Genomic DNA, 22966 nt, shown 5'->3' on the forward strand with positions numbered 1-22966 from the left:
TCAATGCAGCTATTCCAGTTAAAACTCATCTTATATTATTTACTTAAATAGGCTCTTTATTACCAAATAAATTACTTTAATTTTGCAAGGCACAATAAAAACTGAGTCAAAGGGGACGGTTCTTAAAGGGTTCAATCGGAAGTTTTGCGATTAAAAAGCTCAAAGCCTAGCTAAAAGCAGGTATTTGAGCTTTTTTAAGAGTTACTTATTATTCTTTGGATGGTATTTCTATTAATGTCTAATACATCTGAAAGATCTCTAATTGATAGGCTTGTACTTTCTTTTAAATTAATTATTAATTCATTCCTTAATCCTTTTTCTAGTTGTTTAAAATCTTGTGTGTGTTTACCATGCTTGTATAAAAAATCTGTAGTTATTTTTTTAGCATATTCTTTTTCTTCCTCTTTATCATTTATATCTATAAACCTATCTTCGTTATCACTAATTGAAAAAGCTTTGAATTCCATCAAAGCTTCATTAGTATCATCTGCAAACATAGTTAATATTCTCTCTTTATCTACTGTTACACTATTTTTCTTTCCTGTTATTTGTCTATAGCTACTCCAAATATATTCCTCTGGGTGATTTACCATTCTAGCTTTAACTGGATTATTATGTACATATCTAATAGCTGCCATTAGATAATAATCACTCTCAATAGCTTCACTTTTGTACCTATCTTGAAATAAGTGACCAGAGCGATAGTATTTCTTATTAAAGTAGTATGCATATCCACCGTTTATCCTCTGCATTATTTTTGATATGCCTTCTTCCCCTTCATCTATAATTAAGTGTAAATGATTAGTCATTAAGCAATAAGCAAGATACGAATAGTTTTTGTCTAATTGCTTTCGTCTTAATATATTTAAAAAGGTAGTCTTATCTTCATCATCTAAAAATATATTTCTTTTCTCAATTCCTCTGCACATTATATGATAGACCCTAGTATTACTAAGCTTTCTCTTTACTCGAGGCATGTTTCTCATCTCCATTTTTGTTTAAATATACCAAATAAAATAAAAAGAGTCAAAAGGAACCGTCCCCTTTGACTGTCCCCTTTGACTCTTTAAATATAATTTGCTTTTTTCTAATAAGTTTCTACGAATAATTCAAAATGAGATGTTGGATGTATACATGCTGGACACTTTTCAGGTGCTCCTTCTCCTTCATGAACATATCCACAATTACCACATTTCCATTGAACTTTTTCATCTTTCTTAAACACTTTATTTTGCTCAATATTTTCAGCTAGTTTGTTAAATCTTATCTCATGGCTTTTTTCAGCAGATGCGATCATTCTAAAAGCTACTGCAATATCTTGGAAGCCTTCTTCTTCAGCAACATCTGCAAATACAGGATATAAATCTGTCCATTCTTCATTTTCACCACTGGCAGCTGCTTTTAAGTTATCTAAAGTTGTGCCTTGTGCTGCTGGAAAACTATCCTTGATTTCAATTGTAGTAGGTAGTTCACCTTCAAAACCTTGAAGTAGGAATTTGTAAAACCTTTTTGCATGTTCCTTTTCATTATCAGCAGTTTCAATAAAAATATTTCTTATTTGTTTATAACCTTCCTTATCAGCTATAGCTGCATAATAAGTATAACGATTTCTCGCTTGGGACTCACCTGCAAACGCCTTCATTAGATTTTCAGCTGTTTTTGTTCCTTTTAAACTTTTCATTAATAAACCCTCCCATAGTTATTGTAATGATTTCAATTTTGTTTTTGTTATAATTATTTTAAAATATTTATACTAACTAGTCAATAGTTAAGAAATACTTTTAAATTATATGCCAAAACAAGTCAAAGAGGCAGTTCCCTTTAACTTGTCATCTAAAATAAATGCCTTTTTTTCATTCCCTCTACACATAATATGATAGACTTTGCTACTGCTAAGCTGTCTCTTTACTCTAGGTACATTTATAATCTTCATTTTTTAATAAAAATGTACCCGAAAAGAAAGTGAGTCAAAAGGAACCGTCCCCTTTGACTCACCTTGGATTCTCTATTTAATCGTCGTCTTTAACAACATTAACTGAAATAGGTGGGGTTTCATATTCTATTTTGTTATCATGAAATAATTGAAAAACAACATCAGTTTGTCCTTCTTGTTCACCAATAATGTGAACATGATCTCCATGATTATCAAAACTTACGATATTTTCATCAGCATCTCTAGCATAGTCTACACGCAAATCATAGTGCTTGCCATCAAGCTCAATCACTACTTCATTTTTCTCAACATATGCACCAAGAGAAATATTCTCACCTTTTTGAATCACAGGTAATCCACCATGCCAATGATCAACATGAATATATGCTGTAACTTCGTCAGCACTGCGATAAATAATTTCAAAGATTATTCCCTCTTCATCATGATGATGTTCATTTTGCTTTACTGTCTCTTCTACACAACCAACAACAATTAACATTCCAAGTAGTAATACTGTTAGTAACATAAATCTTTTTTTCATTAAAAATACCCCCTTAAATTTTTGTTTTGTTCATTGCGACCTACATAATAATGATATGTTACCTTCTCATTATGTTGTAGTTCGACTTGGAAAATCTCTATAATTAGCCCGGAGATTAAACCCGCCACATGATTAAATTTATAGTAAATACAAAGCAGTTAGATAATCATAGATTAAAGGTGATGACTTAAAAAACAATGTATTTTAACTATAAATGTAGTGTGCTATACCCTAAGGTACTTAGGGTTATGATACAGTGTTGATTATGCCTTATTTAGTTGCTTTCTCAGATGTATTTAGTTCTATAAAATCATTTTTGCAGTATGTAATAATCAACTCTATCAAACACAAATTAATCAATATATTTTTTTCCTGTGTTACTAATAAAAGGGCTATAAATTATTAGTCATTAAATTTATATGGCAACTAATAGTAATAAAACTAAAACCCCGGCCTTCATTGTTACTAAGCCGGAGTTTTAATACATAAAAAACGCCACAATAAATTAAGCGACGCATTTTTGCGACCAGCCCTTTCACCCGAAGGGGAATGTAGCAACACTCAGGCAGGTCTTCTGGCTTACAATCATCATCTCCCCCTCCTTCCCAGCTTTTCGCCAGTGGATTGATGGGTTCGACTCATGCTTACAGCGACGGGATCGCACCGGACTTTCACCGATTTCCCTCTTCGTCCTTTATGGACACCTGAATGTTTGTTAATTTTTTCCATTTTACCATAATTTTTACATAGTGTCTATTTTTATTTTTCAAAAAAAGAAACCGAGTCAAAAGGAACCGTCCCCTTTGACTCGGTTAACGTACGGTTATGTCATTTTTTATATTATTAAAGATTGCATCACCTATACCACTTACATTTTTTATTTCTTCTATACTAGAAAAGTTGCCGCTTGAAGTACGATGGTCTATTATTCTATTAGCTAGGGCAGGGCCTATACCAGTTAGGCTTTCTAGCTCATTAGCTGTTGCTCTATTTATATTTATTTTTGAGGTACCAATATTAAACCCTGGTGAAAAAGCATCTATTATTTCTTCGTCACTATTTTTTGATGGAACAATAATAGTTTCCCCATCAGATAAAAAGCCTGCCATATTTATATGATCAACATTAGCACTTTCTAAGGGAACAGCAAGCTCAACAGCTTCATATATCCGAGAGTGTTCTTTGAGTTTGTATACTCCTTTATTTTGAACTTCTCCAGTAACATATACTTCAATATATATATCTTCTTCGATTTTTTCGCTTGGCTGTTCTTGTTCAATAACTAGTTCGTTAAGGTCTAATTCATCTTTATTAGACGAATTAGATATATCACCATATTTAAACCCAGCAAAAAAAACTATTAATAAAACTAGTATACCACCAGCTAAAATATATTGCTTTTTGTGTAATTCCATAACTATTCACCCATTAGTATAATTCTACCTTTACTGTCATTTTCCTACTGGTTTTGTTAATTTGTATAAAAAAAGAGCTCAATTATAAAAAATTGAGCTCTTTAAAAGTTATTTTAGTTTTAGATATTAAGATTTCTTTTGATAGCTTGAACACATACTTTCATCTTCAGGACTACCATTATGCACATGGCTACATGGAGAAACTTGAATACCATCTAGTGTACAAGCATTTCCATTTACATCATTGTAAGAACAGCTATTAACTGTACAGTTTATAGCTTGCTTTCCTTTTTGACCACCCATATTTATCCCTCCATTTCTTTAATATATATTATTTTTTGCTTAAAGCATTTTTTTATTCGTGATATTATATTGTACTTAATTAATGATTAACACGTTAGCGTAAAATTACTGTAGGAAAAAAACAAAAGAGAATAACTCCCTTGTGATAGAATTTAAGTTAATCAAAAAAACCAAAAACACACAAGAAAGGAGCTATTCTCATGGATAAAATTATACATGAAATATTGGGAAAAATCATTCGAGATAACACTAAAAATTTAGAAAATCTATTTACTAATCATAAGAGTATTTCAGACTTCATATTACAAACAAAGAAAATGTTAGATGAAGTAGGTGTCTTACTTGTAGAACAAGCATTTGAATTAGCTGATGAAATGATTAAAGAATCAGTATGGCGTAAAGAAAATTGGTATATACAGCGTAATAATGATAATAAATCACTAACAACAATATTTGGTGTAGTTAACTACAATAGAACTTACTATAAAAATAAACACGATAACTCTTACAGTTATCTATCAGATGAAGCTTTAGGCATTGACCCACACCAGCGAATGGATTTATCTATGAAATCACAATTGATTGAAAGAACACTAGATTTATCCTATAAAAAAAGTGGTGAGAGTGTAGCTGAAAGTGTAATCATAAGTGATCAAAGCGTAATGAATAGTATCAGAGAGTTAGGAAGTGTTGAAAATACTTCAGCTAAGATTACAAAAGAAAAAAAGCAGCTAAAAACACTTTACATAGAAGCTGATGAAGATCATGTGCCAATGCAAGATGGAAGTAATAGAGAAATGAGATTAGTATATGTTCATGAAGGTAAAGAAAAAGTTAATAAAGATAGATATAAACTTATAAACTGTCGGTATTTTTCAGGAGAATACAATGATAGTGAAGAACTATGGTTAGAAGTTGCAGAATACTTAGATAAAGCCTATGACATAGATAAAGTTGAAAAAATATACTTGTCAGGTGATGGGGCACAGTGGATTAAAGAAGGTTTGAATTGGATAAAAGGCAGTCTTTTTGTTTTAGATAAATTTCATCTTGCTAAATATATAAAAACAGCAACTGGACATATGCCACATTTAGAATCTATGCTATGGAATTATATAAACGAACAAAATAAAATATATGTTGAGGATTTATTAGACGCGATTATAAAAGAAACTGAAAGTGAGACTAAGAAAAAAAGTATTAAACAATCTAAAAAATATATACTAAATAACTGGGAAGGAATAAAAAGGCAATATGATGCAGACTACATAGGTTGTAGTGCTGAAAGCCATGTAAGTCACATATTATCCTCAAGATTAAGTTCTAGACCAAAGGGTTGGAGTAGAGTAGGTGCAGATCAAATGGCAAGATTAAGAGCTTTTAATGCAAACAAAGGCGACATTTATGAATTAATGAAAAATAAGAAAAAAGAAAATCAAAAGGAAAGAAACAAAGCTAAAATAAGTAAAAAAATAATAAGAAATAAACTAAATACTAGTACTTATGGACAAATAGATAATATTACAATCTTAAATACTGGTAAACGTACTTGGGCAAGAGAATTCCTTAAATCCATACGTGGTGCTTAATTATCTTTTTAGTAGGGAGATTTCTTTTTTAAATTTTCCTACAGTATATTGACACTATCATTAACACTGTATTTGTTGACTTTCGCATAGAATTGTCTTATAATTGCTTATGGTAAAAATTTAATAAAAAAGGCACAGAACCGGAATAGTAGGTAGTCAAAATCAGAGAGTCGTTGGGTGGTGTGAAACGACATAAATCTACTGAACTCGCCGGGGAGCTTTACAGGTGAATTTAGTAATCTGTAACGGTAATAACCGTTATCTTTAATTAAGTTGGACATTAAGTGGGGCTATGGCGCAGTTGGGAGCGCGCTTGAATGGCATTCAAGAGGTCGTGGGTTCGAATCCCACTAGCTCCACCATTAATATATGGTCAAACAGGGTGGTACCGCGGGTAATACTCTCGTCCCTGATAAAGGATGAGGGTTTTTTTGTTTTTTCTGAATCAATTAAGGAGGCGATATTCTTGAGTAAATATGATTTTAAAGCTATTGAAAGCAAATGGCAAAGCTACTGGGAAGAAAATAATTTTTATAAAGTTTCAAAAGATGTTAATAAACCCAAATATTATGATTTAGAAATGTTTCCTTATCCATCGGGTAAATTACATATGGGACATGTGCGCAACTATGCTATTGGTGATGTTATTGCGCGTTTTAAGAGTATGAATGGTTTTAATGTTCTTCATCCTATGGGGTGGGACGCCTTTGGTTTACCTGCAGAAAATGCCGCTATTCAACATGGACATCCTCCAGCTGAGTGGACTTATGAAAATATAGAAAACATGAAAGAACAGCTTAAGACATTGGGTCTTAGTTATGATTGGGACAGAGAAATTGCTACTTGTAGTCCTGATTATTATAAGTTTACTCAATGGATGTTTTTAAAACTATATGAAAATGATTTAGCATACAAAAAGAAAGCAGCTGTAAATTGGTGTCCTTCCTGTCAAACTGTTTTAGCTAACGAACAGGTTGTTGATGGTGAATGCGAGCGCTGTGATAATGTAGTTGATAAAAAGCAATTAGAGCAATGGTTTTTCAAAACTACAAATTATGCAGAACGTTTATTAAATGACTTAGAAATATTAGAAGGTTGGCCTGAAAAAGTTAAAACTATGCAGAAAAACTGGATAGGCAAAAGTGAAGGCTGTGAGTTTTCTATGAAAATTGAAAATACAGATGAAGAAATATCCGTTTTCACTACCAGACCTGATACTGTTTTTGGTGTTACATATATGGTATTAGCACCTGAACACCCTCTTGTTGAAAAAGTATCTAAAGGCCTAAAGGAAGAAAGTAATGTAAAAGAGTTTATAAATAAAATGCAGTTTGTTAGTGATGTTGCTAGAACATCTGATGAAACTGAAAAAGAGGGAGTCTTTACTGGTGCATATGCTATTAATCCATTAAATAATGAAAGAGTTCCTATTTGGATTGCAAACTATGTTTTAATGGATTATGGAACAGGTGCTATTATGGCCGTACCAGCTCACGATCAAAGAGATTTTGAATTTGCAAGAAAATACGATATTCCAATTAGAGTTGTTATTAAAGGTGAAGAAACACCTATAGATGCTGATGAATTAACTGAAGCCTATGCCGAAGACGGTATTATGGTTAATTCAGGACAATTTGATGGTTTAACAGTAGAGGAAGGCAAAAAGCAAATCATTCGATTTATGGAAGATGAAAAAATAGGTAAAGGTACTATAAATTATAGATTACGTGACTGGTTAATATCTAGACAACGTTATTGGGGAACCCCTATTCCCATTATTTATTGTAATGACTGTGGTGCTGTACCTGTGCCAGAAAAAGAACTACCTGTTATACTTCCAACAGATGTTGAATTTAAACCTTCAGGTGAATCTCCACTTAATTATGTAGAAAGCTTTTACAAAACAACATGTCCTACATGTAATCAAGAGGCGCGTCGCGAAACTGATACTATGGATACATTTGTTGATTCATCATGGTATTTCACCCGCTACTGTGATCCAAAAAATGCTAATTTGCCTTTTGATAAAGATATAGCTAATTATTGGATGCCAGTTGATCAATATATTGGTGGGGTTGAACACGCAATACTCCATCTAATGTATGCAAGGTTCTTTACTAAATTCTTATATGACATTAAAATGATTGATTATCAAGAACCATTTACAAACCTCCTTACTCAAGGAATGGTTTTAAAAGATGGTGCAAAAATGTCAAAATCTAAAGGTAATGTAGTTAGTCCTGAAGATATTATTAATAATTACGGTGCAGATACCGCTAGGTTATTTATACTTTTTGCTTCACCTCCAGAACGAGATCTTGAGTGGAGTGATCAAGCAGTAGAAGGCTGCTACCGCTTTTTAAACCGTGTATATAGAATTATTAATGAATTTGCGCCAATTATTAAAGATATTAAGCTAGAAAGCACAATTGTACCAAAAGACGAAAGTGCTAAAGAACTAAGATATAAAGCTCACACAGCTATAAAAAAGGTTACAGATGATGTTGAACAACGCTTTAATTTCAATACAGCTATAAGTGCTGTTATGGAGCTTACAAATGCTCTAATCCAATATAAAGATAATAAAGACTATGATTTAAGTGTAGTTAGAGAATCAGCTGAGACTATAGTACTATTGTTAAGTCCATTTACACCACATATTTGTGAAGAATTATGGGATGTAATTGGAAATAAAGAAAGTGTACATTTACAATCATGGCCTACTTATGAAGAAGATGCATTAGTACAAGAAGAAGTAGAAATAGTTATTCAGTTAAGCGGAAAAGTTAGGGATCGTATAAAAGTACCTATAGATGCCTCAGAGAGTGAATTGCGGCAAATTTCTCTAGAAAATGCCAAAATTAAGGAGTTGACAAAAGATAAAAACATCGTCAAAATAATAGTAATACCACAAAAGCTTGTGAATGTAGTAGCTAAGTAATGGGTTGCCAATAATGTGTTGGTATTTATTTTACTCCCCCTGGGGTTGGGCCGCGGTTAATTGCGACAAAAAAACCTTGAGCGCCATGGTTTTGCCCACCCCCTCCCCCTTTTACACATTTTCATATATAAATAAATTTTCAAAAACCGAGGATATCCCTCGGAAATTTGTATTTAATCATAATATAAAGATAATTAAACAAATACAGTCTTATTTTAAGGGTGAAGTAATTTTAAATTGGGATGTTAATCTCAACCTAGATAAATTACCAGTTTTTACACAAAAAGTATTAAATTGCGTTTGTTCCATACCCTATGGAGAAACTAGAACTTATAGTGACATTGCGCATTGCATAGGACTCCCAAATTCTTATAGAGCAATTGGACAAGCCTTAAAACGCAACCCGATTCCATTAATTATACCTTGTCATCGCGTACTGTCTAAAAACGGTATTGGAGGCTTTTCAGCCCCTGGTGGTGTGCAATTTAAAATGCAATTGTTAGAGTTGGAAAGAAAGGGAAGAAGTTATCTTTTGTTCTAAGATCACTTCTTCATAATCTAATGTTTTACATATATTTCTTTGGCATCGCCCCATAGATTTTCTAATTCATAATATTCTCTTTCCTCATATCTTAATATATGAAGGATTACTGAACTAAAATCCAGAACAACCCATTTGTTTTCTCTTTGACCCTCTTTTCTATTAGGAATTATTCCTTGATCTCTCATTTTTTTCTCAATTTTTTCAGCTATACTTTTTACATGTATAACACTACGTCCACTAGCAATTATAAAGCAGTCAGCTATAATTGTTACATCACTAACATCAAGAATAGTTATATCATCAGCTTTTTCCTCTTCAAGTATATCTGCGATTTGATTAATCAGCTCTTTTTCTTTAATCATTAATTCCCTCCTAAAAATTATAAATAATATTTTTATGAGTATAGTTCTTGTATTTTAAATAAATAGTACTTTAAATTAATAAACATTTTATTCCTTTATTTTAAATTAAATTCATTTTCCTTGTAGTTTTTCCACAAAAAGTGATTTCTAGCTTTTATACTGCGTGGATGAATTATTCGTTTTTGATCAATGCAATACAAAATTGTGGAGTTAAGCCCATATAACATAGCTTCATCTAAGTTGCGCATTGCTAAACATTTTAGTCTTTCTAAACCTGGGTAATCCCTACCTGGTTCTATCATGTCTGCTAAAAAAATTATTTTTTCTAAATCAGACATTTCTTCTGATCCTAAAGTATGCAATTCAACTGCCCTTAGGAGTTCTTTATCTTTAATATTTAATTCTTCTTTTATTAAAAAGCTACCTACTGGTGCATGTAAAAGATCAGGTACTAATCTTTCAACTTCATCTTCTATAATGTCATTTAGTTCAGCAATTTTTAATAGTTCATCACTAGGTATACCTTTTGCATAGTCATGAAGCAAACCAGTAATATAAGCTTTTTTAGTATCTATACCAAATTTATAAGCCATTTCCTCAGCAACTTTCGCTACTTCCACCGAGTGATTAAAACGTCTATAGGAAAGTTTAAATTTTATTATATTTACCGCATCTTTTGCATTAATCATTTCCATTCTGTCCTTTATATAGATTATGCTTTTTTATATATTCCTCTACTAATCTAGGAAGTAAATATTTGATGGTTTTATTTTGCTGCACCCTATCTCTTATATCAGTGGAAGATATATCCATTCCAGGTATTTCTAGAAACTCTATGCTTTCCCAAAAGTTGCTTGGCAAATTATTAAAGCATTGATCGTTTTGATTCAACTCATAGCCTGGACGAGTAACAATAATAAATTTACACATTGCTATTAATTCATCTAAGTTTTTCCATGTATTAATAAATAACAATGCATCTACTCCCATTATAAAATAAATTTCTGCTTCCTCATATCTAGTTGCAAAATATTTTACAGTATCAACCGTATAAGAATAACCCTGGCGTTCCATTTCTAATGTAGAAACTTCAAAAAACATGTTTTCTTGCGTTGCTAATTTAACCATATTATAACGATGATTACTATCTAAAACGTTAACATTATCTTTATGAGGAGGACGTGCAGAAGGAATAAATATTATTCTATCTAAATCAAATTCATGTCTAGCATATTCCCCAGCAATTAAATGTCCAAAATGAATAGGATCAAAAGTACCCCCTAAAATACCTATAGCCTTATTTTTCATTATTATCACCAACTCACTATTATAGCGCATTATTTAAGAATCTAAGGATAATAATAACTTCCACCAGATAAAATTGCAAATTTAAGGTCATTGTCGAAAATTGAAGGTGACAGGTGCCAGGAAGAAGATTTATAATGGTAACAATCGTGCTAAGAAAGGGTAATTATAATGGAAAAAGAAATTAATTTAATTTTTTATAATAAGGGACTTAGGAGCTATATAGAAGTAGATTTATGTTCAGAATGTCCTCGACAAGATTACAAGGGCTGTTGCGGGTTTTATTCACCTGTATTCTATCCAACTGATTTTGCATTTTTACTAGAGAATCAACCTGATATTATCGACTCAATATTTAGTTTTGAAGATATAACTATTCTTGATTCTTCAGTAACAGTAAATAACAAAAAAGATGGAGATAGTTATTTATGTCGTTTTCATACTAAAGAAAAAGGATGCATACTCCCCCAACATTTAAGAGAATCTATATGTCGCCATTTTGTATGTCCGGGAATTGATTGGCAGAATAATGAGAAGTTACAAGATTGGAAAGAGTTTTTTGATAAACTATCGGATTATGAAATAGATTTAAATAACAATATAGCAAATATTTTAAAGCAAAAGGGATTATCTCTTAGAAACCCTAATACTAGAGAAGAATTTTTTAATGAATTACAAAAAACTTATAAAGAAGAAATAAAATCTCCCCCTAAATTTTTAACCTCTTTTCCTGAATCATACCACGCTAAACTTAATATAAAAATTAAATATAAAGAAGAATGGCCATTATAGTCAAGGGCACGGGAAATCACGAGGACGGTTCTTTTGATTTCCCGTGATTTCTATTTCTACCTTACGTGTCCATCTCCATAGATTATAAATTTGTTGGTTGTAAGCTCTTGTAGTCCCATTGGGCCACGTGCATGGAGTTTTTGGGTGCTTATGCCCATTTCAGCACCAAAACCAAATATGTTTCCATCGGTAAATCTAGTAGAGGCGTTTGCAAAAACGGCTGCCGCATCGACTCCTGCCATAAATGTACGTACATTTGAATAGTTTTCACTTACTATCGCTTCACTATGACCAGTGCCATAAGTATTGATATGATTAATTGCTTCATTTAAGCTTTTTACAACTTTTATAGCAATTGTTAATTCTAGGTACTCTTCATGCCAGTCATCTTCAGTCGTTGGCATAACATCACTAACTATTTTTTGGGTTAGGTTGCAACCTTTTAGTGTTACATTTGCTTTTCTTAAGTCATTTACTATAGTTGGTAAATATTCTTGGGCTATTTTTTCATGTACTAATAATTTCTCAGCTGCATTACATACCGATGGTCTTTGCACTTTAGCATTATAGGCTATATTTCTAGCTTTTTCTATATTTGCATATTCATCAGCATATACATGACAATTCCCCATACCAGTCATAATTATAGGAACCTTAGCGTTTTCTAAAACCGCTTTTTTTAGTCCTATCCCACCACGTGGTATTAAAACATCAACATATTCATGCATTTTCATTAATAAAACTGCAGCTTCTCTATCTAGGCTATCAATTAATTGTATTGCTCCCTCTGGGATCCCACTTTCTAAAGCTGCATCAGATATAATTTGAGTTATTATTCTGTTTGAATTTAATGCTTCTTCTCCACCCCGTAAAATAATGGCATTACCAGCTTTTAAACATAACCCTGCAGCATCAGCAGTAACATTTGGTCTTGATTCATATATTATTCCAATTACTCCAATAGGGACTCTTACTCTACCAACTTCTAAGCCATTTGGCCTTCTAGTTATTCCTATTACTTCTCCTACTGGATCAGGTAATGCTACTATTTCTCTTAAACCATCAGCCATATCTTTTATTCTCTGTTCATTAAGAGCTAGTCTATCAAGAAGTGCTGAGGTTAATCCCATTTCCTTACCTGCTTTTAAGTCTTTTTCATTAGCAACAATTATTGCTTCACTCTTTTCCTCTAGTTTATCTGCCATATATAATAAAGCATTATTTTTTTGATTTGTTGACATAGTAGCCAAATTTCTAGAGGCACTTTTAGCTTTTTTTCCTTGTTCAATTAACATTTGATTAACATCCATAATAATAAACCCCCTTGTTAACTTTAGTTTTTTATCCACAAGTTATTTCTGTGAATTACTTCATCATAATCTTTTTCACCCAGCATCTTTTCAATTTCACTAGTCTTTTTACCTGCTATTTTTTTAATCTGAAACGCATTGTAATTAACCATGCCTCGTGCAATTTCATAGCCCTTTGTAGAGCAAACCGCAACTATCATTCCTCTTTCAAAGTCACCTTCTACTTCTTTTATTCCTGATGGCAAAAGACTTTTCCCCTTTTTAAGTAGAGCCTGCTCTGCTCCTTCATCAACAATTACTTTTCCATGGGTAACAGAAGCAAATGCTATCCATTTCTTTCTAGCATGCATTTTCTCTTCTTTAGGTACAAAAACGGTCCCTAAGCTATCGCCATTTATTATTTTAAATATCACATTTTCAATTTCACTATTAGCAATTACCATAGGAACACCTGCAGCCATACATATATTGGCTGCCTTAAGCTTAGTTAACATGCCACCACTAGAAAACTTTGTCCCCCTAGTTTTAGAGCTTTCTTCCATATTAACAGTTATTTCATTAACTTCATTTAATAATTTCGCTTCTTTATTAACTCTAGGATCACTATCATAGAGTCCGTCAACATCAGATAATATCATAAGTAAATCTGCATTTACAATTGTAGCTACCATAGCGGATAAAGTATCATTATCACCGAATTTTATCTCATCAACAGCTACAGTATCATTCTCATTAATAATTGGTATAACATTCATATTAATTATCGCAAGCAATGCATTTGTAGCATTTAAGTATCTAATCCGTTCATCCATATCTTCCCGAGTAAGAAGCACCTGAGCTACAGTTTTTCCATATTCTGCAAAAATCTTTTCATATAAATGTAATAAAGCACCTTGCCCAATAGCAGCTAAAGCTTGTTTTTCAGGAATTGTACGTGGTATTTTTTTAAGCCCCATACGAGTTGACCCTACACCAATAGCTCCTGAAGTCACTAACAAAACCTCAATATCACGATTATGTAAATCAGATATCTCCCTTATAATTCTCTCAATCCGATAGAGATTAAGCTGTCCATTTTCATGAGTTAAAGTGCTTGTACCAACTTTTATTACAATTCTTTTAGCATTATTAAAATTTTTTCTAATCATAATTCTACTCTCTCCAATGAAAAACTTATTCACTATATTCAAACTCAATATTCCCTATTATAACAACATCACCTTCTTGTATGCCTTTATCTTTCAAGGCATCTTCCAATCCCATTGTATCAATTGTTCTTTGGAATCTTTTTACTGCTTCATCATTATCAAAGTTAGTTATTGCTATTAACTTTTCAATTCTTTCACCAGAAACTAAATATATCCCATTTATAACTTCAATTTCAAAAGGCACTTCCTCTTTATATTTTCTGACCACTCTTTCTTCACCCACATATTTCTCTATAGGTACACTTTCCACTAGTTCGTAAGCCTTTTCTATTAAAATATCTACACCCTCACCTGTTACAGCTGAAATTTTGAAAAGCTTATCATTAAAGTTCTCTTCAAGTTCTTTTATGTTTTCCTTAGCTTCTGCTACATCCATTTTATTAGCAACAATAAGGTAAGGTCGCTTTAATAAATCTTCATTAAACATCTCTAACTCAAATCTTAAAGTATTATAATCGTCCATAACATTTCTTCCATCTATTTGAGCCGCATCCAATATAAAAATTAGCACCCTTGTTCTTTCTATATGTTTTAAAAAGTCATGTCCAAGTCCAGTTCCTTGGTGAGCCCCTTCTATTAAACCCGGTATATCAGCTATGACAAAAGAGTTTTTATTTTTAGTTTCAACAACACCTAAATTAGGCACTAGGGTGGTAAAAGGATAATCAGCTATTTTGGGACGTGCTGCCGATACCTTAGAGATCAAGGTTGATTTACCTGCATTAGGAAAACCGACTAATCCGACATCAGCTAATAGTTTAAGCTCTAATCTAATCCATCTTTCTTCACCTGGAAACCCATTTTCAGCAAATGAGGGAGCTTTATTAGTAGATGTAGAGAAACGAGCATTACCTTTACCTCCACGTCCTCCATTAGCTATAACTAGTTCCTGATTTGGTTCCGTAAAATCAGCTATAACTTCATCTGTATCATCATCCTTAACAATTGTACCTACAGGTACCTTTATAATTAAATCTTCTCCTTTAGCACCATGCATGTTTTTACCTTGACCATGGGCACCGCGTTTTGCTTTAAAATGCTTCTTATATTTAAAATCCATAAGAGTTCTTAAGCCTTCATCTGATATAAATATAATGTCACCACCACGACCACCATCTCCACCGGCTGGTCCTCCCATAGGGACATATTTTTCACGCCGAAAAGCAGTGATACCATTGCCTCCATCACCTGCTTTTAAGTATATTTTAGCTTCATCAACAAACATTAACTCACTCCTAGTTAAATAAACAATCGTATAATTCTACTTTCTTTTTCAAAAGTAAACTTCATTTTTACATCATTTGAATCAATTGAATCTTTTGATATGTCAAGTTCAACTACCATATCTTCATTAATATCAATATTATTATCATTTATCAAAGATTTAAGACTATTAATTGGCTCATTATCTCTTTTTATTATTTCAAAACAATTACTATCAATATTGCTATATACTAAGTTAACACCAATATTTCTTGCTAGTAAAAGCTGTTCGTAAAAATATAATGATGCTTCAGGGTTGTCTAAGGAAAAAATTATTTTTTCAGCATTCATTTCATCAATTATTTGACCTATATACTCTTTTACATGTTCAGGTCTTCCTAATTCTAAATAACCATTTAGAACCTGTAAATGATTACCAAAATCATGTCTTGCTCGTTTTATCAAAGAGACTGTTTTCAAATAGTCCACTATCTCAACCCCTTTCATAACTTACCTAATAATAGCAAAAACCTCTGGAAAACTCCAGAGGTTTGAAAATCTAGGTTGCTTATAGGTATTACATTGTCACAGTATCAACTGGATAAACACTAACTAGTTTTTTGTTTTTACCTTTTCTTTCGAATTTTACAACACCGTCAGCTACAGCAAACAAAGTATCATCTTTACCTATCATAACATTTTTACCAGGATGTATTTTAGTACCTCTTTGTCTAACTAGTATATTACCTGAAGTTACATTATTACCATCGTATCTTTTAACACCTAGTCTTTTGGACTCACTGTCTCGGCCGTTCTTTGAACTACCAACACCTTTTTTCTGAGCAAATAATTGCAAATCCATTCTAATCATTATTACACCTCCTAATTACAACTTCAACATAATCAGAGTATGAATCTTGCAATGAAATTAATCCTAATTCCATTGTAGATAAAATTATTTGTGCTTTTTCTATATCTTCCTTAACTAAGTTGACTGGAAGATTACATTCTAAAAAACCATTTTCTATTTTATAGATTGGTTCGACAGGCAAATGCTTAATTAAGCCAATTAAAGCGGTTTGAGTAATTGCTGATACTCCAGCACAGTATATATCTTCCCCTTGCTCAGCATAACCCGCATGACCTGTAACTTTAAAAGAATTTATTTTGTCATTGTTATAAGTTATTGTAACTTGAATCATTAACCTTCAATCTTTTCAATTTTTATCTTGGTATATGGTTGACGGTGACCTTGTTTTCTTTGATAGTTTTTTCTACGTTTGTACTTAAATACAACTATCTTTTTGTTTTTACCTTGCTCAATTACTTCTGCATTTACTTTTGTACCGCTCAAGTAAGGATCACCGATTTTGATTTCACCATTACCATTGCTTACTACTAGTACATTGTCAAAAGTAATTTTCTCGCCTGCTTCTACATCAAGCTTTTCGATTTTAAGGATATCACCTTCTGCTACCCTATACTGTTTACCGCCAGTTTCAATTACTGCGTACATCATTACACCTCACATTCTATAAGACTCGCCAGCAAAGGCAGGTTTTATATTAAAACCATTTTTAGCCCGTACTGTGCGGTTGCAAAAATGTGCAACCCAAATAAGAAAATAACATATATACTGAATTAAGTCAAGCAAGTTATAGCTCACAGCTTTGCTTCATTCTATATCATTACTGAGTATATATGTTATAATCTGAAATGCTTAAGTCTTCATTAACTTTAAACTTAATTACTTTGCCAGTTTTCTTTTGTATATATTCTAGATTTTTTTCATCATTTTGAATATTTTGCACTAATTGTTCATTACCCTCACATACTATTTCATCATTTTCTACATAATGCATATTAGCTAACTTTCTTTTTACTTCACATACTAATGCAAATAAATTTATAGTTTTACCTCTGCCATGACAAGTAATGCAGTCATCAGTAAAGAATTCTGAAACACCATAGCGAGATTTTTTCCTAGTCATTTCTAGAAAACCAAGTCCAGTCATTCCAATAACTCTAGTATGAGCTTTATCTTTTTCTAATTCTTTCTTTAACACATATAAAATTTCATTTTCATTATCTTTATTTTTCATATCTATAAAATCTATTAAAATGATTCCACCAATACTTCTTAATCTTAATTGTCTAGGAATCTCAACAGCTGCTTCTAAATTTAGCTTATAAACAGTTTCCTCAAAATCATTTTTTCCTGTATATTTACCACTATTTACATCTATTACTGTCATCGCTTCTGTGTCATCAAAAATTAAAAAACCACCATTTTTCAGCCATACTTTGCGTCTAAGAGCACGCCTAATATCCTTTTCTAAACTATATTTTTCAAAAAGATCACCTTCATCATAATGTACGATAAACTCATAAGGGTTTATTTTAGAATGTAATTTTTTATTTATTTTTTCTTTAAGTTTTAGATTGTTTATTATAATTTTACGAAGGTTCCCATCTAAGTAATCTCTTAATGTTCTCTCAATTACATCAATATCTTCATATATTAGATTAGGTGATTTATTTTTATTAAACCGTATATATATTTCTTGCCATTCGTCTAACAAATCATTTAATTCTTCAATTATTTCATCATCATCCGCTTCTAAGCAAGCTGTTCTTAAAATCACCCCTACATTTTCAGGCTTTTTTTCTTCGATTAAATTACGAAGATTGTTTCTCCTTTCATTATTTGTAATTTTTCTAGATATAGAAACTTCATTTTGATAAGGTAATAAAACAATTAAATGACCAGGTATAGTTATCTGTCCAGTTACTCTCGCTCCTTTTTCAGAAAAAGGCTCTTTTTTCACTTGAACTAAAACATCCTGTCCACTCTTAATGCTAGCTGGTCCTTTCTGAGGCCCTGGCAGATCACCAAAATATAAAAAAGCATTCTTGCTTAATCCAATATCTACAAAAGCACACGAAAGACCAGGAAGAATATCTTTTACCTTCCCTTTATAAATATTACCTACATTTTCATTGGGATTTGCCCAAAACACTTCTACTACTCTTTCATCTTCTAAAATAGCAACTCTTGTTTCCCATGGATATATCTCTGCAATAATATCTCGTAACAAACCTATTTCACCTTCTCAAGTGGATTGTAAAAATAATTTCCTTCTTTAACAAAATTTCCATACCTAAATAAGTCTACAATATTATCTTTATTTAGTCCAAAATCAATAATAACTGTTTCTAATTCATCATATCTAACATTTATTTCATCACCTGTACTCACCCATATGTTTATAATAACAGAATCTTTAGTTTGAAGCATATTAATTGAATAAATACCAGGTCTTATATCTTTAATAACATTTTTTTTCTTTCCTTTTCCTTGAACTTTAATTTCTTTAGAGTTAATTATTTGTGAAACTATTTGCTCTAAGTTTTTTTTGGTATCATTAACTACAATCGAATAACAAGCAGAATTTATTATTTTCATTAAGGATGGTGCTTTAGCATTGATTTCCATACACTGATTAATTTTTAAATTATCTGGTAATGTGTTATTCATTTTACTTATAAATTCATTTGGCTGTAAATATTCTTTAAGCTCTAAATCAAAATACTCTCTCTCCCCCCAAACACCAACAGGTAAAACAGTACCCATAGATAACTTTACATTTGGATTATAGCCACCACCTAAAGCATATGGAATATCAGCGCGTCTAAGCGCTCTTTTCATTAAATTTATCATATCTAAATTACCGAGGAATCGAAGCTCAGGACCAACTTTATATTCTACTCTCAGCCGCATTTTTGCCTTCCTCCTCTATTTCCATTTCAACTTCAAATGAAGGGCATATTCCACAACCTACACAGCCAACATCTCTACAGTTAGGAGTTTGTGCCTCTTGTATCGCCTTTTCATTTTCTATTTGTAAATATTTTTCACTTACACCAATATCTATAAAATCCCACGGCGTAATTTCTTCATAGCTTCTTTTTCTTACTGTATAAAAGTTAGGATCAATATAATGTTCTTTAAAAGATTCTAACCAAGGCTCAAATTTAAAATATTCTGACCAACCATCAAACTTGCATCCCTTTTGCCAAGCACTATGTATTACTCGAGCAATTTGACGATCACCTCGGGAAAAAACACCTTCTAAATAGCTTGTTCTACTATCACTAAAGCTTAGTTTAACATTTTTTCTCTTTTTAGATTTCAAATATTTCTTCTTGGCTTCTATTTCTTCCATACTATCTTGTAGATGCCATTGAAAAGGCGTATGAGCCTTTGGTACAAAATTTGATAAACTAGCTCTAATCTCAATGTTTTTCTTGGCATGTTCTTTTCCAATAGCTCTTATTTTATCAATCAAAATCAGTATTCCATTTAAGTCTTCTTCTGTTTCAGTAGGTAATCCTAACATAAAGTAAAATTTTAATGATAGCCAACCTGATTTAAATGCTGCTTCAACTGCCTTAAAAAGGTCATCTTCATTTACATTTTTATTAATGACATTACGAAGTCTCTGAGTTCCAGCTTCTAGAGCTAATGTCAATGTAGTTTTACGTACTTTTTGCACTTCATTAGCTAGTTCTATTGAGAAAGCATCAACTCTAAGGGAAGGTAATGAAACACCTATACCTTTATCACCATATTGTTCTATTAAATCTTTAACTAGTTTATCTACTCTAGAATAATCAAGTGTGCTTAATGAGCTTAGAGATATTTCATCAAAACCTGTATTACAAAGTTGATTTTGTGCTTGTTCCTTGAGAGTATTTAAACCTTTTTCTCTCACTGGCCTATAAACCGTCCCTGCGTGGCAAAAACGGCATGCCCTATGACAACCCCTCATCACTTCTAATACTGCTCTATCATGAACTACTTCCATATAGGGTACAATGGGTTTGTCAGGAAAATAGGATTCATCAAAGTTTTTAACGATTCTTTTTCGTACTGTTGTGGGCACAGACTCTATATTGGGCTTAAAGCTATTAATTGTACCATCAGTATTATACTCTACTGAATATAAACTTGGCACATAAACCCCTTCTACTTGTGAAAGTTTAATTAATTTATCATAACGACTTAATTGTTTATTTTGGTACAATTCATCCAAAAAATCTGGCAATAGCTCTTCACCGTCACCTATCAAAAAAGCATCAAAAAAATCAGCAAATGGCTCCGGATTGAATACTACTGGTCCCCCCGCGATAACTATTGGATGCTCTTCGCCTCTTTGAGTATTGAATATGGGAACATCACCTAAGTTAAGCATGTTTAATACATTAGTAATAGATAATTCATATTGAAGTGAGAAGCCTATAACATCAAATTGACAAATAGGCTTATACGATTCTAGGGAATATAATGGTATATCATCCTCTCTCATTACTTTTTCCATATCAGGCCATGGTGCAAATGTTCTTTCCATTATGTGATTAGTTTTTTCATTTATTAAACCATAGAGAATTTTGCTTCCCACATGTGACATACCTACTTCATAGACATCAGGAAAAGCAAAAACCATTTTAATTTGAGCTTTATCCCAATCCTTTTTTATTATATTTATTTCATTGCCTGTATATCTTGCTGGTTTTGATACTTTTGGCAATATATTTTTAAATAATTTGTCTTTCATTTTTTTCCTCCATAACTCCAAATATTAGTATTATGATACCACATATGATAATTTAGAATTATGAATTATAAATTTTTAATTTTGATTTCAATGCGAAAAGTTAAACTTAAATTATGGAATCGGCTGACCAAACCTGTTTATCACGCCTTGCTATTCGGGACTTAGATAAACATGCTTGCTCAGCCTTAAGTTTTTTGTAGTTGCTTTTTGCAACAGAATCAATTTTTAATTAATAAAAAAAGCATAGCTTTCCTTTTCGTTATAAAAAGAGAACAATATTTCTCTTCCACAATTAAGAATTAAAAATTCATAATTATCTTTAACAATCTCCTAGTTTAAGGTTCGGTCCTTTTGTCAAGAGCAATTCTATTAGTTCTGCTTCTGTTTTCATTGCTACTACTTGGTGGTTATCATCAATTACTACTACAATGAGATAAAAGTTAGGTCTAGTATTATTAAGTAGTTGCTTTACTGTTACATCATAATTACTTACTATTTGCCGTGCTGGTAAATAACCGTTTTTTGATAAATCTTGCTTTTTATTTACTAAAAAACGCATAAATGCATATGCTAATAACTTGCCCTCACGGTGAGCTGCCCAGAACAAAAATACTCCTAAAACAATGAAATTAATTCCAGTATTGTGAAAGTAAGTTTGGTATGAGCCATATCCAATTAATGCTAATGCAAAAACTTTTCCCAGAAGCGATAACCATTCTGTAGCTTTTTTATAACCTATTAATGTTGATAATAATGCCCGTACAACTTTGCCTCCATCAAGAGGAATAATAGGAATTAGGTTAAATATCCCTAATAATGCATTAATCTTAACAAGTAAACTAAGGTAGGTTGAATTGATAGAAGGATTCAGAAAATATAAAATACCGGCAAGAGATAGGCTTATTATTGGCCCTGCCAGTGCTACATATATTTCTTTTTCGGGATCTAATCCCATAAAACTTTCTATTTTTGCTTGACCACCAAAAGGAAAAAGCTCTACTTCAATAACTTTTATTCCCATTAATTTAGCAACAATAATATGTGCTAATTCATGAATAATAACAGCAGAAAATATTATAAAAACTTCTATTAGCAAGCCTAAAAGGCCATATAGAATACATAAGAAAAGTAAAACAGGGTTAATTTTAAATGTAATCCCGGCTATACTAGCAAGCTTCATTTTTTTTATTCAAATATACTAAGTGGGTTTAATGGCCCATCCTGATTTCTTAATTCGAAATAGAATTTTGTAGAAGTCTTTCCTAAATATTCACTAGGTTCAACAACAGAATTTTCTTTTACAAGAACTTCTTTTATACCACCGTAAATTGTAAACAGATAATCATTATGCTGAACTTTTACTTTACGTTCATCACTAGCACCTGTTATTTCAACAACAGTTCCCCTAAGAACAGGTTTAACAAGTGTATTATCTTCAACTGCAAATAATACACCCGGTGAAAACTCCTGTCTATTTTTTTCACTGTTCCAGTACCAACCATAGCTTTTTTCTATAGATTCAAAGTTGCATGGAATTTGTATTACATTAGCATTGGATGAACCAGCTGGTACTGCCACATTAGATATATCATCATCCTTGTTTTGTTGTTCTCTATTAGTAAAAACAGCTACGACTTGCTCTATACGATCATCATCTTGCATAATATAACTTAATGTAGACTCAACATAGTCTTTACTAAAGTGATTTGTTTCCATTATTAATGCAACTATAGTTACAAGAACTATAACAAGAAGCATTCTTATCTTAAAACTTCTTAACATATTTATCCCACCTTTATATTTAAACTAAGCAGTAATAAAAACAATTTTAGTATTTTATTTGCTTACTAATATATAGTAACAATGCTATATTTTATGACCGTATAATTATATTTAAGGCCT

At 31.8% G+C, this 22966-nt stretch carries 24 protein-coding genes, 1 tRNA gene, 1 riboswitch and 1 other annotated feature; of the genes, 5 read left to right on the forward strand and 20 right to left on the reverse strand.

The window, feature by feature from the left end; translation table 11 throughout:
- Nucleotides 1-194: 194 nt before the first annotated feature.
- The 5 genes from SYNTR_RS07000 to SYNTR_RS07020 all read right to left on the reverse strand — a co-directional run bounded on the left by SYNTR_RS07000 (nucleotide 195) and on the right by SYNTR_RS07020 (nucleotide 4192).
- Nucleotides 195-977, reverse strand: a complete 783-nt coding sequence (locus SYNTR_RS07000; protein WP_156203850.1) for a transposase — start codon at nucleotides 975-977, stop codon at nucleotides 195-197.
- A 110-nt stretch (nucleotides 978-1087) separates the two neighbouring features.
- Nucleotides 1088-1681: a rubrerythrin gene (rbr, locus tag SYNTR_RS07005; protein WP_156203851.1), complete on the reverse strand. Its 594-nt coding sequence runs from the start codon at nucleotides 1679-1681 to the stop codon at nucleotides 1088-1090.
- Nucleotides 1682-2009: 328 nt separating this feature from the next.
- Nucleotides 2010-2474 carry a hypothetical protein gene (locus SYNTR_RS07010; protein ID WP_156203852.1) on the reverse strand — a complete coding sequence of 155 codons (465 nt, stop codon included), beginning with the start codon at nucleotides 2472-2474 and terminating at the stop codon, nucleotides 2010-2012.
- A gap of 547 nt (nucleotides 2475-3021) precedes the next feature.
- Nucleotides 3022-3197: riboswitch (cobalamin riboswitch) on the reverse strand.
- A gap of 89 nt (nucleotides 3198-3286) precedes the next feature.
- The gene (locus SYNTR_RS07015; protein WP_156203853.1) at nucleotides 3287-3889 is read right to left on the reverse strand and encodes a helix-hairpin-helix domain-containing protein; all 603 of its coding nucleotides are present in this window, start codon (nucleotides 3887-3889) and stop codon (nucleotides 3287-3289) included.
- Between the two features lie 126 nt (nucleotides 3890-4015).
- A complete protein-coding gene (locus SYNTR_RS07020; protein ID WP_156203854.1) occupies nucleotides 4016-4192 on the reverse strand; it encodes a DUF1540 domain-containing protein in 177 nt (58 codons plus the stop codon).
- Nucleotides 4193-4392: 200 nt separating this feature from the next.
- Here SYNTR_RS07020 and SYNTR_RS07025 point away from each other — a divergent pair, with 200 nt between their 5' ends.
- The 4 genes from SYNTR_RS07025 to SYNTR_RS07040 all read left to right on the forward strand — a co-directional run bounded on the left by SYNTR_RS07025 (nucleotide 4393) and on the right by SYNTR_RS07040 (nucleotide 9263).
- Nucleotides 4393-5781, forward strand: coding sequence for an ISLre2 family transposase (locus tag SYNTR_RS07025; protein WP_156203462.1), 1389 nt, complete (start codon nucleotides 4393-4395; stop codon nucleotides 5779-5781).
- A gap of 286 nt (nucleotides 5782-6067) precedes the next feature.
- A tRNA-Ala gene (locus tag SYNTR_RS07030) sits at nucleotides 6068-6143 on the forward strand.
- A 104-nt stretch (nucleotides 6144-6247) separates the two neighbouring features.
- Nucleotides 6248-8722, forward strand: a complete 2475-nt coding sequence (gene leuS, locus SYNTR_RS07035; protein ID WP_197079052.1) for a leucine--tRNA ligase — start codon at nucleotides 6248-6250, stop codon at nucleotides 8720-8722.
- Between the two features lie 13 nt (nucleotides 8723-8735).
- Nucleotides 8736-9263, forward strand: coding sequence for a methylated-DNA--[protein]-cysteine S-methyltransferase (locus SYNTR_RS07040; RefSeq protein ID WP_156203855.1), 528 nt, complete (start codon nucleotides 8736-8738; stop codon nucleotides 9261-9263).
- Nucleotides 9264-9280: 17 nt separating this feature from the next.
- On the opposite strand, the gene rsfS is transcribed toward SYNTR_RS07040, so the two are convergent.
- The 3 genes from rsfS to nadD all read right to left on the reverse strand — a co-directional run bounded on the left by rsfS (nucleotide 9281) and on the right by nadD (nucleotide 10966).
- Nucleotides 9281-9628: a ribosome silencing factor gene (gene rsfS / locus SYNTR_RS07045; RefSeq protein ID WP_156203856.1), complete on the reverse strand. Its 348-nt coding sequence runs from the start codon at nucleotides 9626-9628 to the stop codon at nucleotides 9281-9283.
- A gap of 95 nt (nucleotides 9629-9723) precedes the next feature.
- A complete protein-coding gene (yqeK, locus tag SYNTR_RS07050) occupies nucleotides 9724-10323 on the reverse strand; it encodes a bis(5'-nucleosyl)-tetraphosphatase (symmetrical) YqeK (protein WP_156203857.1) in 600 nt (199 codons plus the stop codon).
- A complete protein-coding gene (gene nadD / locus SYNTR_RS07055) occupies nucleotides 10310-10966 on the reverse strand; it encodes a nicotinate-nucleotide adenylyltransferase (protein ID WP_156203858.1) in 657 nt (218 codons plus the stop codon). Before nadD ends, yqeK begins: the two co-directional genes overlap by 14 nt.
- Nucleotides 10967-11104: 138 nt before the next feature.
- Here nadD and SYNTR_RS07060 point away from each other — a divergent pair, with 138 nt between their 5' ends.
- The gene (locus SYNTR_RS07060) at nucleotides 11105-11725 is read left to right on the forward strand and encodes a hypothetical protein (protein ID WP_156203859.1); all 621 of its coding nucleotides are present in this window, start codon (nucleotides 11105-11107) and stop codon (nucleotides 11723-11725) included.
- Between the two features lie 56 nt (nucleotides 11726-11781).
- Here the strand turns inward: SYNTR_RS07060 and SYNTR_RS07065 are convergent, their stop codons facing one another.
- The 12 genes from SYNTR_RS07065 to SYNTR_RS07120 all read right to left on the reverse strand — a co-directional run bounded on the left by SYNTR_RS07065 (nucleotide 11782) and on the right by SYNTR_RS07120 (nucleotide 22846).
- On the reverse strand, nucleotides 11782-13035 hold the full coding sequence (locus SYNTR_RS07065; protein WP_156203860.1) for a glutamate-5-semialdehyde dehydrogenase: 1254 nt from the start codon (nucleotides 13033-13035) through the stop codon (nucleotides 11782-11784).
- 23 nt (nucleotides 13036-13058) lie between these two features.
- A complete protein-coding gene (proB, locus tag SYNTR_RS07070) occupies nucleotides 13059-14183 on the reverse strand; it encodes a glutamate 5-kinase (protein ID WP_156203861.1) in 1125 nt (374 codons plus the stop codon).
- Nucleotides 14184-14208: 25 nt separating this feature from the next.
- The gene (gene obgE / locus SYNTR_RS07075) at nucleotides 14209-15468 is read right to left on the reverse strand and encodes a GTPase ObgE (RefSeq protein WP_156203862.1); all 1260 of its coding nucleotides are present in this window, start codon (nucleotides 15466-15468) and stop codon (nucleotides 14209-14211) included.
- 14 nt (nucleotides 15469-15482) lie between these two features.
- Nucleotides 15483-15935, reverse strand: coding sequence for a Spo0B domain-containing protein (locus SYNTR_RS07080; protein WP_197079053.1), 453 nt, complete (start codon nucleotides 15933-15935; stop codon nucleotides 15483-15485).
- Nucleotides 15936-16023: 88 nt separating this feature from the next.
- A complete protein-coding gene (rpmA, locus tag SYNTR_RS07085; protein WP_156203864.1) occupies nucleotides 16024-16317 on the reverse strand; it encodes a 50S ribosomal protein L27 in 294 nt (97 codons plus the stop codon).
- Nucleotides 16310-16648, reverse strand: coding sequence for a ribosomal-processing cysteine protease Prp (locus SYNTR_RS07090; RefSeq protein ID WP_156203865.1), 339 nt, complete (start codon nucleotides 16646-16648; stop codon nucleotides 16310-16312). Before SYNTR_RS07090 ends, rpmA begins: the two co-directional genes overlap by 8 nt.
- A complete protein-coding gene (gene rplU / locus SYNTR_RS07095; protein ID WP_156204723.1) occupies nucleotides 16648-16962 on the reverse strand; it encodes a 50S ribosomal protein L21 in 315 nt (104 codons plus the stop codon). The genes SYNTR_RS07090 and rplU overlap by 1 nt, the downstream gene beginning before the upstream one ends.
- 11 nt (nucleotides 16963-16973) lie before the next feature.
- Nucleotides 16974-17053: a sequence feature (ribosomal protein L21 leader region), on the reverse strand.
- Between the two features lie 81 nt (nucleotides 17054-17134).
- Nucleotides 17135-18544 carry an Rne/Rng family ribonuclease gene (locus SYNTR_RS07100; protein ID WP_156203866.1) on the reverse strand — a complete coding sequence of 470 codons (1410 nt, stop codon included), beginning with the start codon at nucleotides 18542-18544 and terminating at the stop codon, nucleotides 17135-17137.
- 2 nt (nucleotides 18545-18546) lie between these two features.
- Entirely contained in the window at nucleotides 18547-19227 is a 681-nt protein-coding gene (locus SYNTR_RS07105; protein ID WP_156203867.1) for a TIGR03936 family radical SAM-associated protein, read from the reverse strand.
- Complete coding sequence (locus tag SYNTR_RS07110; RefSeq protein WP_156203868.1) at nucleotides 19205-21064, reverse strand: TIGR03960 family B12-binding radical SAM protein; 1860 nt, start codon at nucleotides 21062-21064, stop codon at nucleotides 19205-19207. Before SYNTR_RS07110 ends, SYNTR_RS07105 begins: the two co-directional genes overlap by 23 nt.
- 319 nt (nucleotides 21065-21383) lie before the next feature.
- Complete coding sequence (locus tag SYNTR_RS07115) at nucleotides 21384-22244, reverse strand: M50 family metallopeptidase (RefSeq protein WP_156203869.1); 861 nt, start codon at nucleotides 22242-22244, stop codon at nucleotides 21384-21386.
- Between the two features lie 5 nt (nucleotides 22245-22249).
- Complete coding sequence (locus tag SYNTR_RS07120; protein WP_156203870.1) at nucleotides 22250-22846, reverse strand: M23 family metallopeptidase; 597 nt, start codon at nucleotides 22844-22846, stop codon at nucleotides 22250-22252.
- Nucleotides 22847-22966 lie beyond the last annotated feature (120 nt).

Source organism: Candidatus Syntrophocurvum alkaliphilum, assembly GCF_009734445.1.
Lineage (GTDB): Bacteria > Bacillota > Syntrophomonadia > Syntrophomonadales > Syntrophomonadaceae > Syntrophocurvum > Syntrophocurvum alkaliphilum.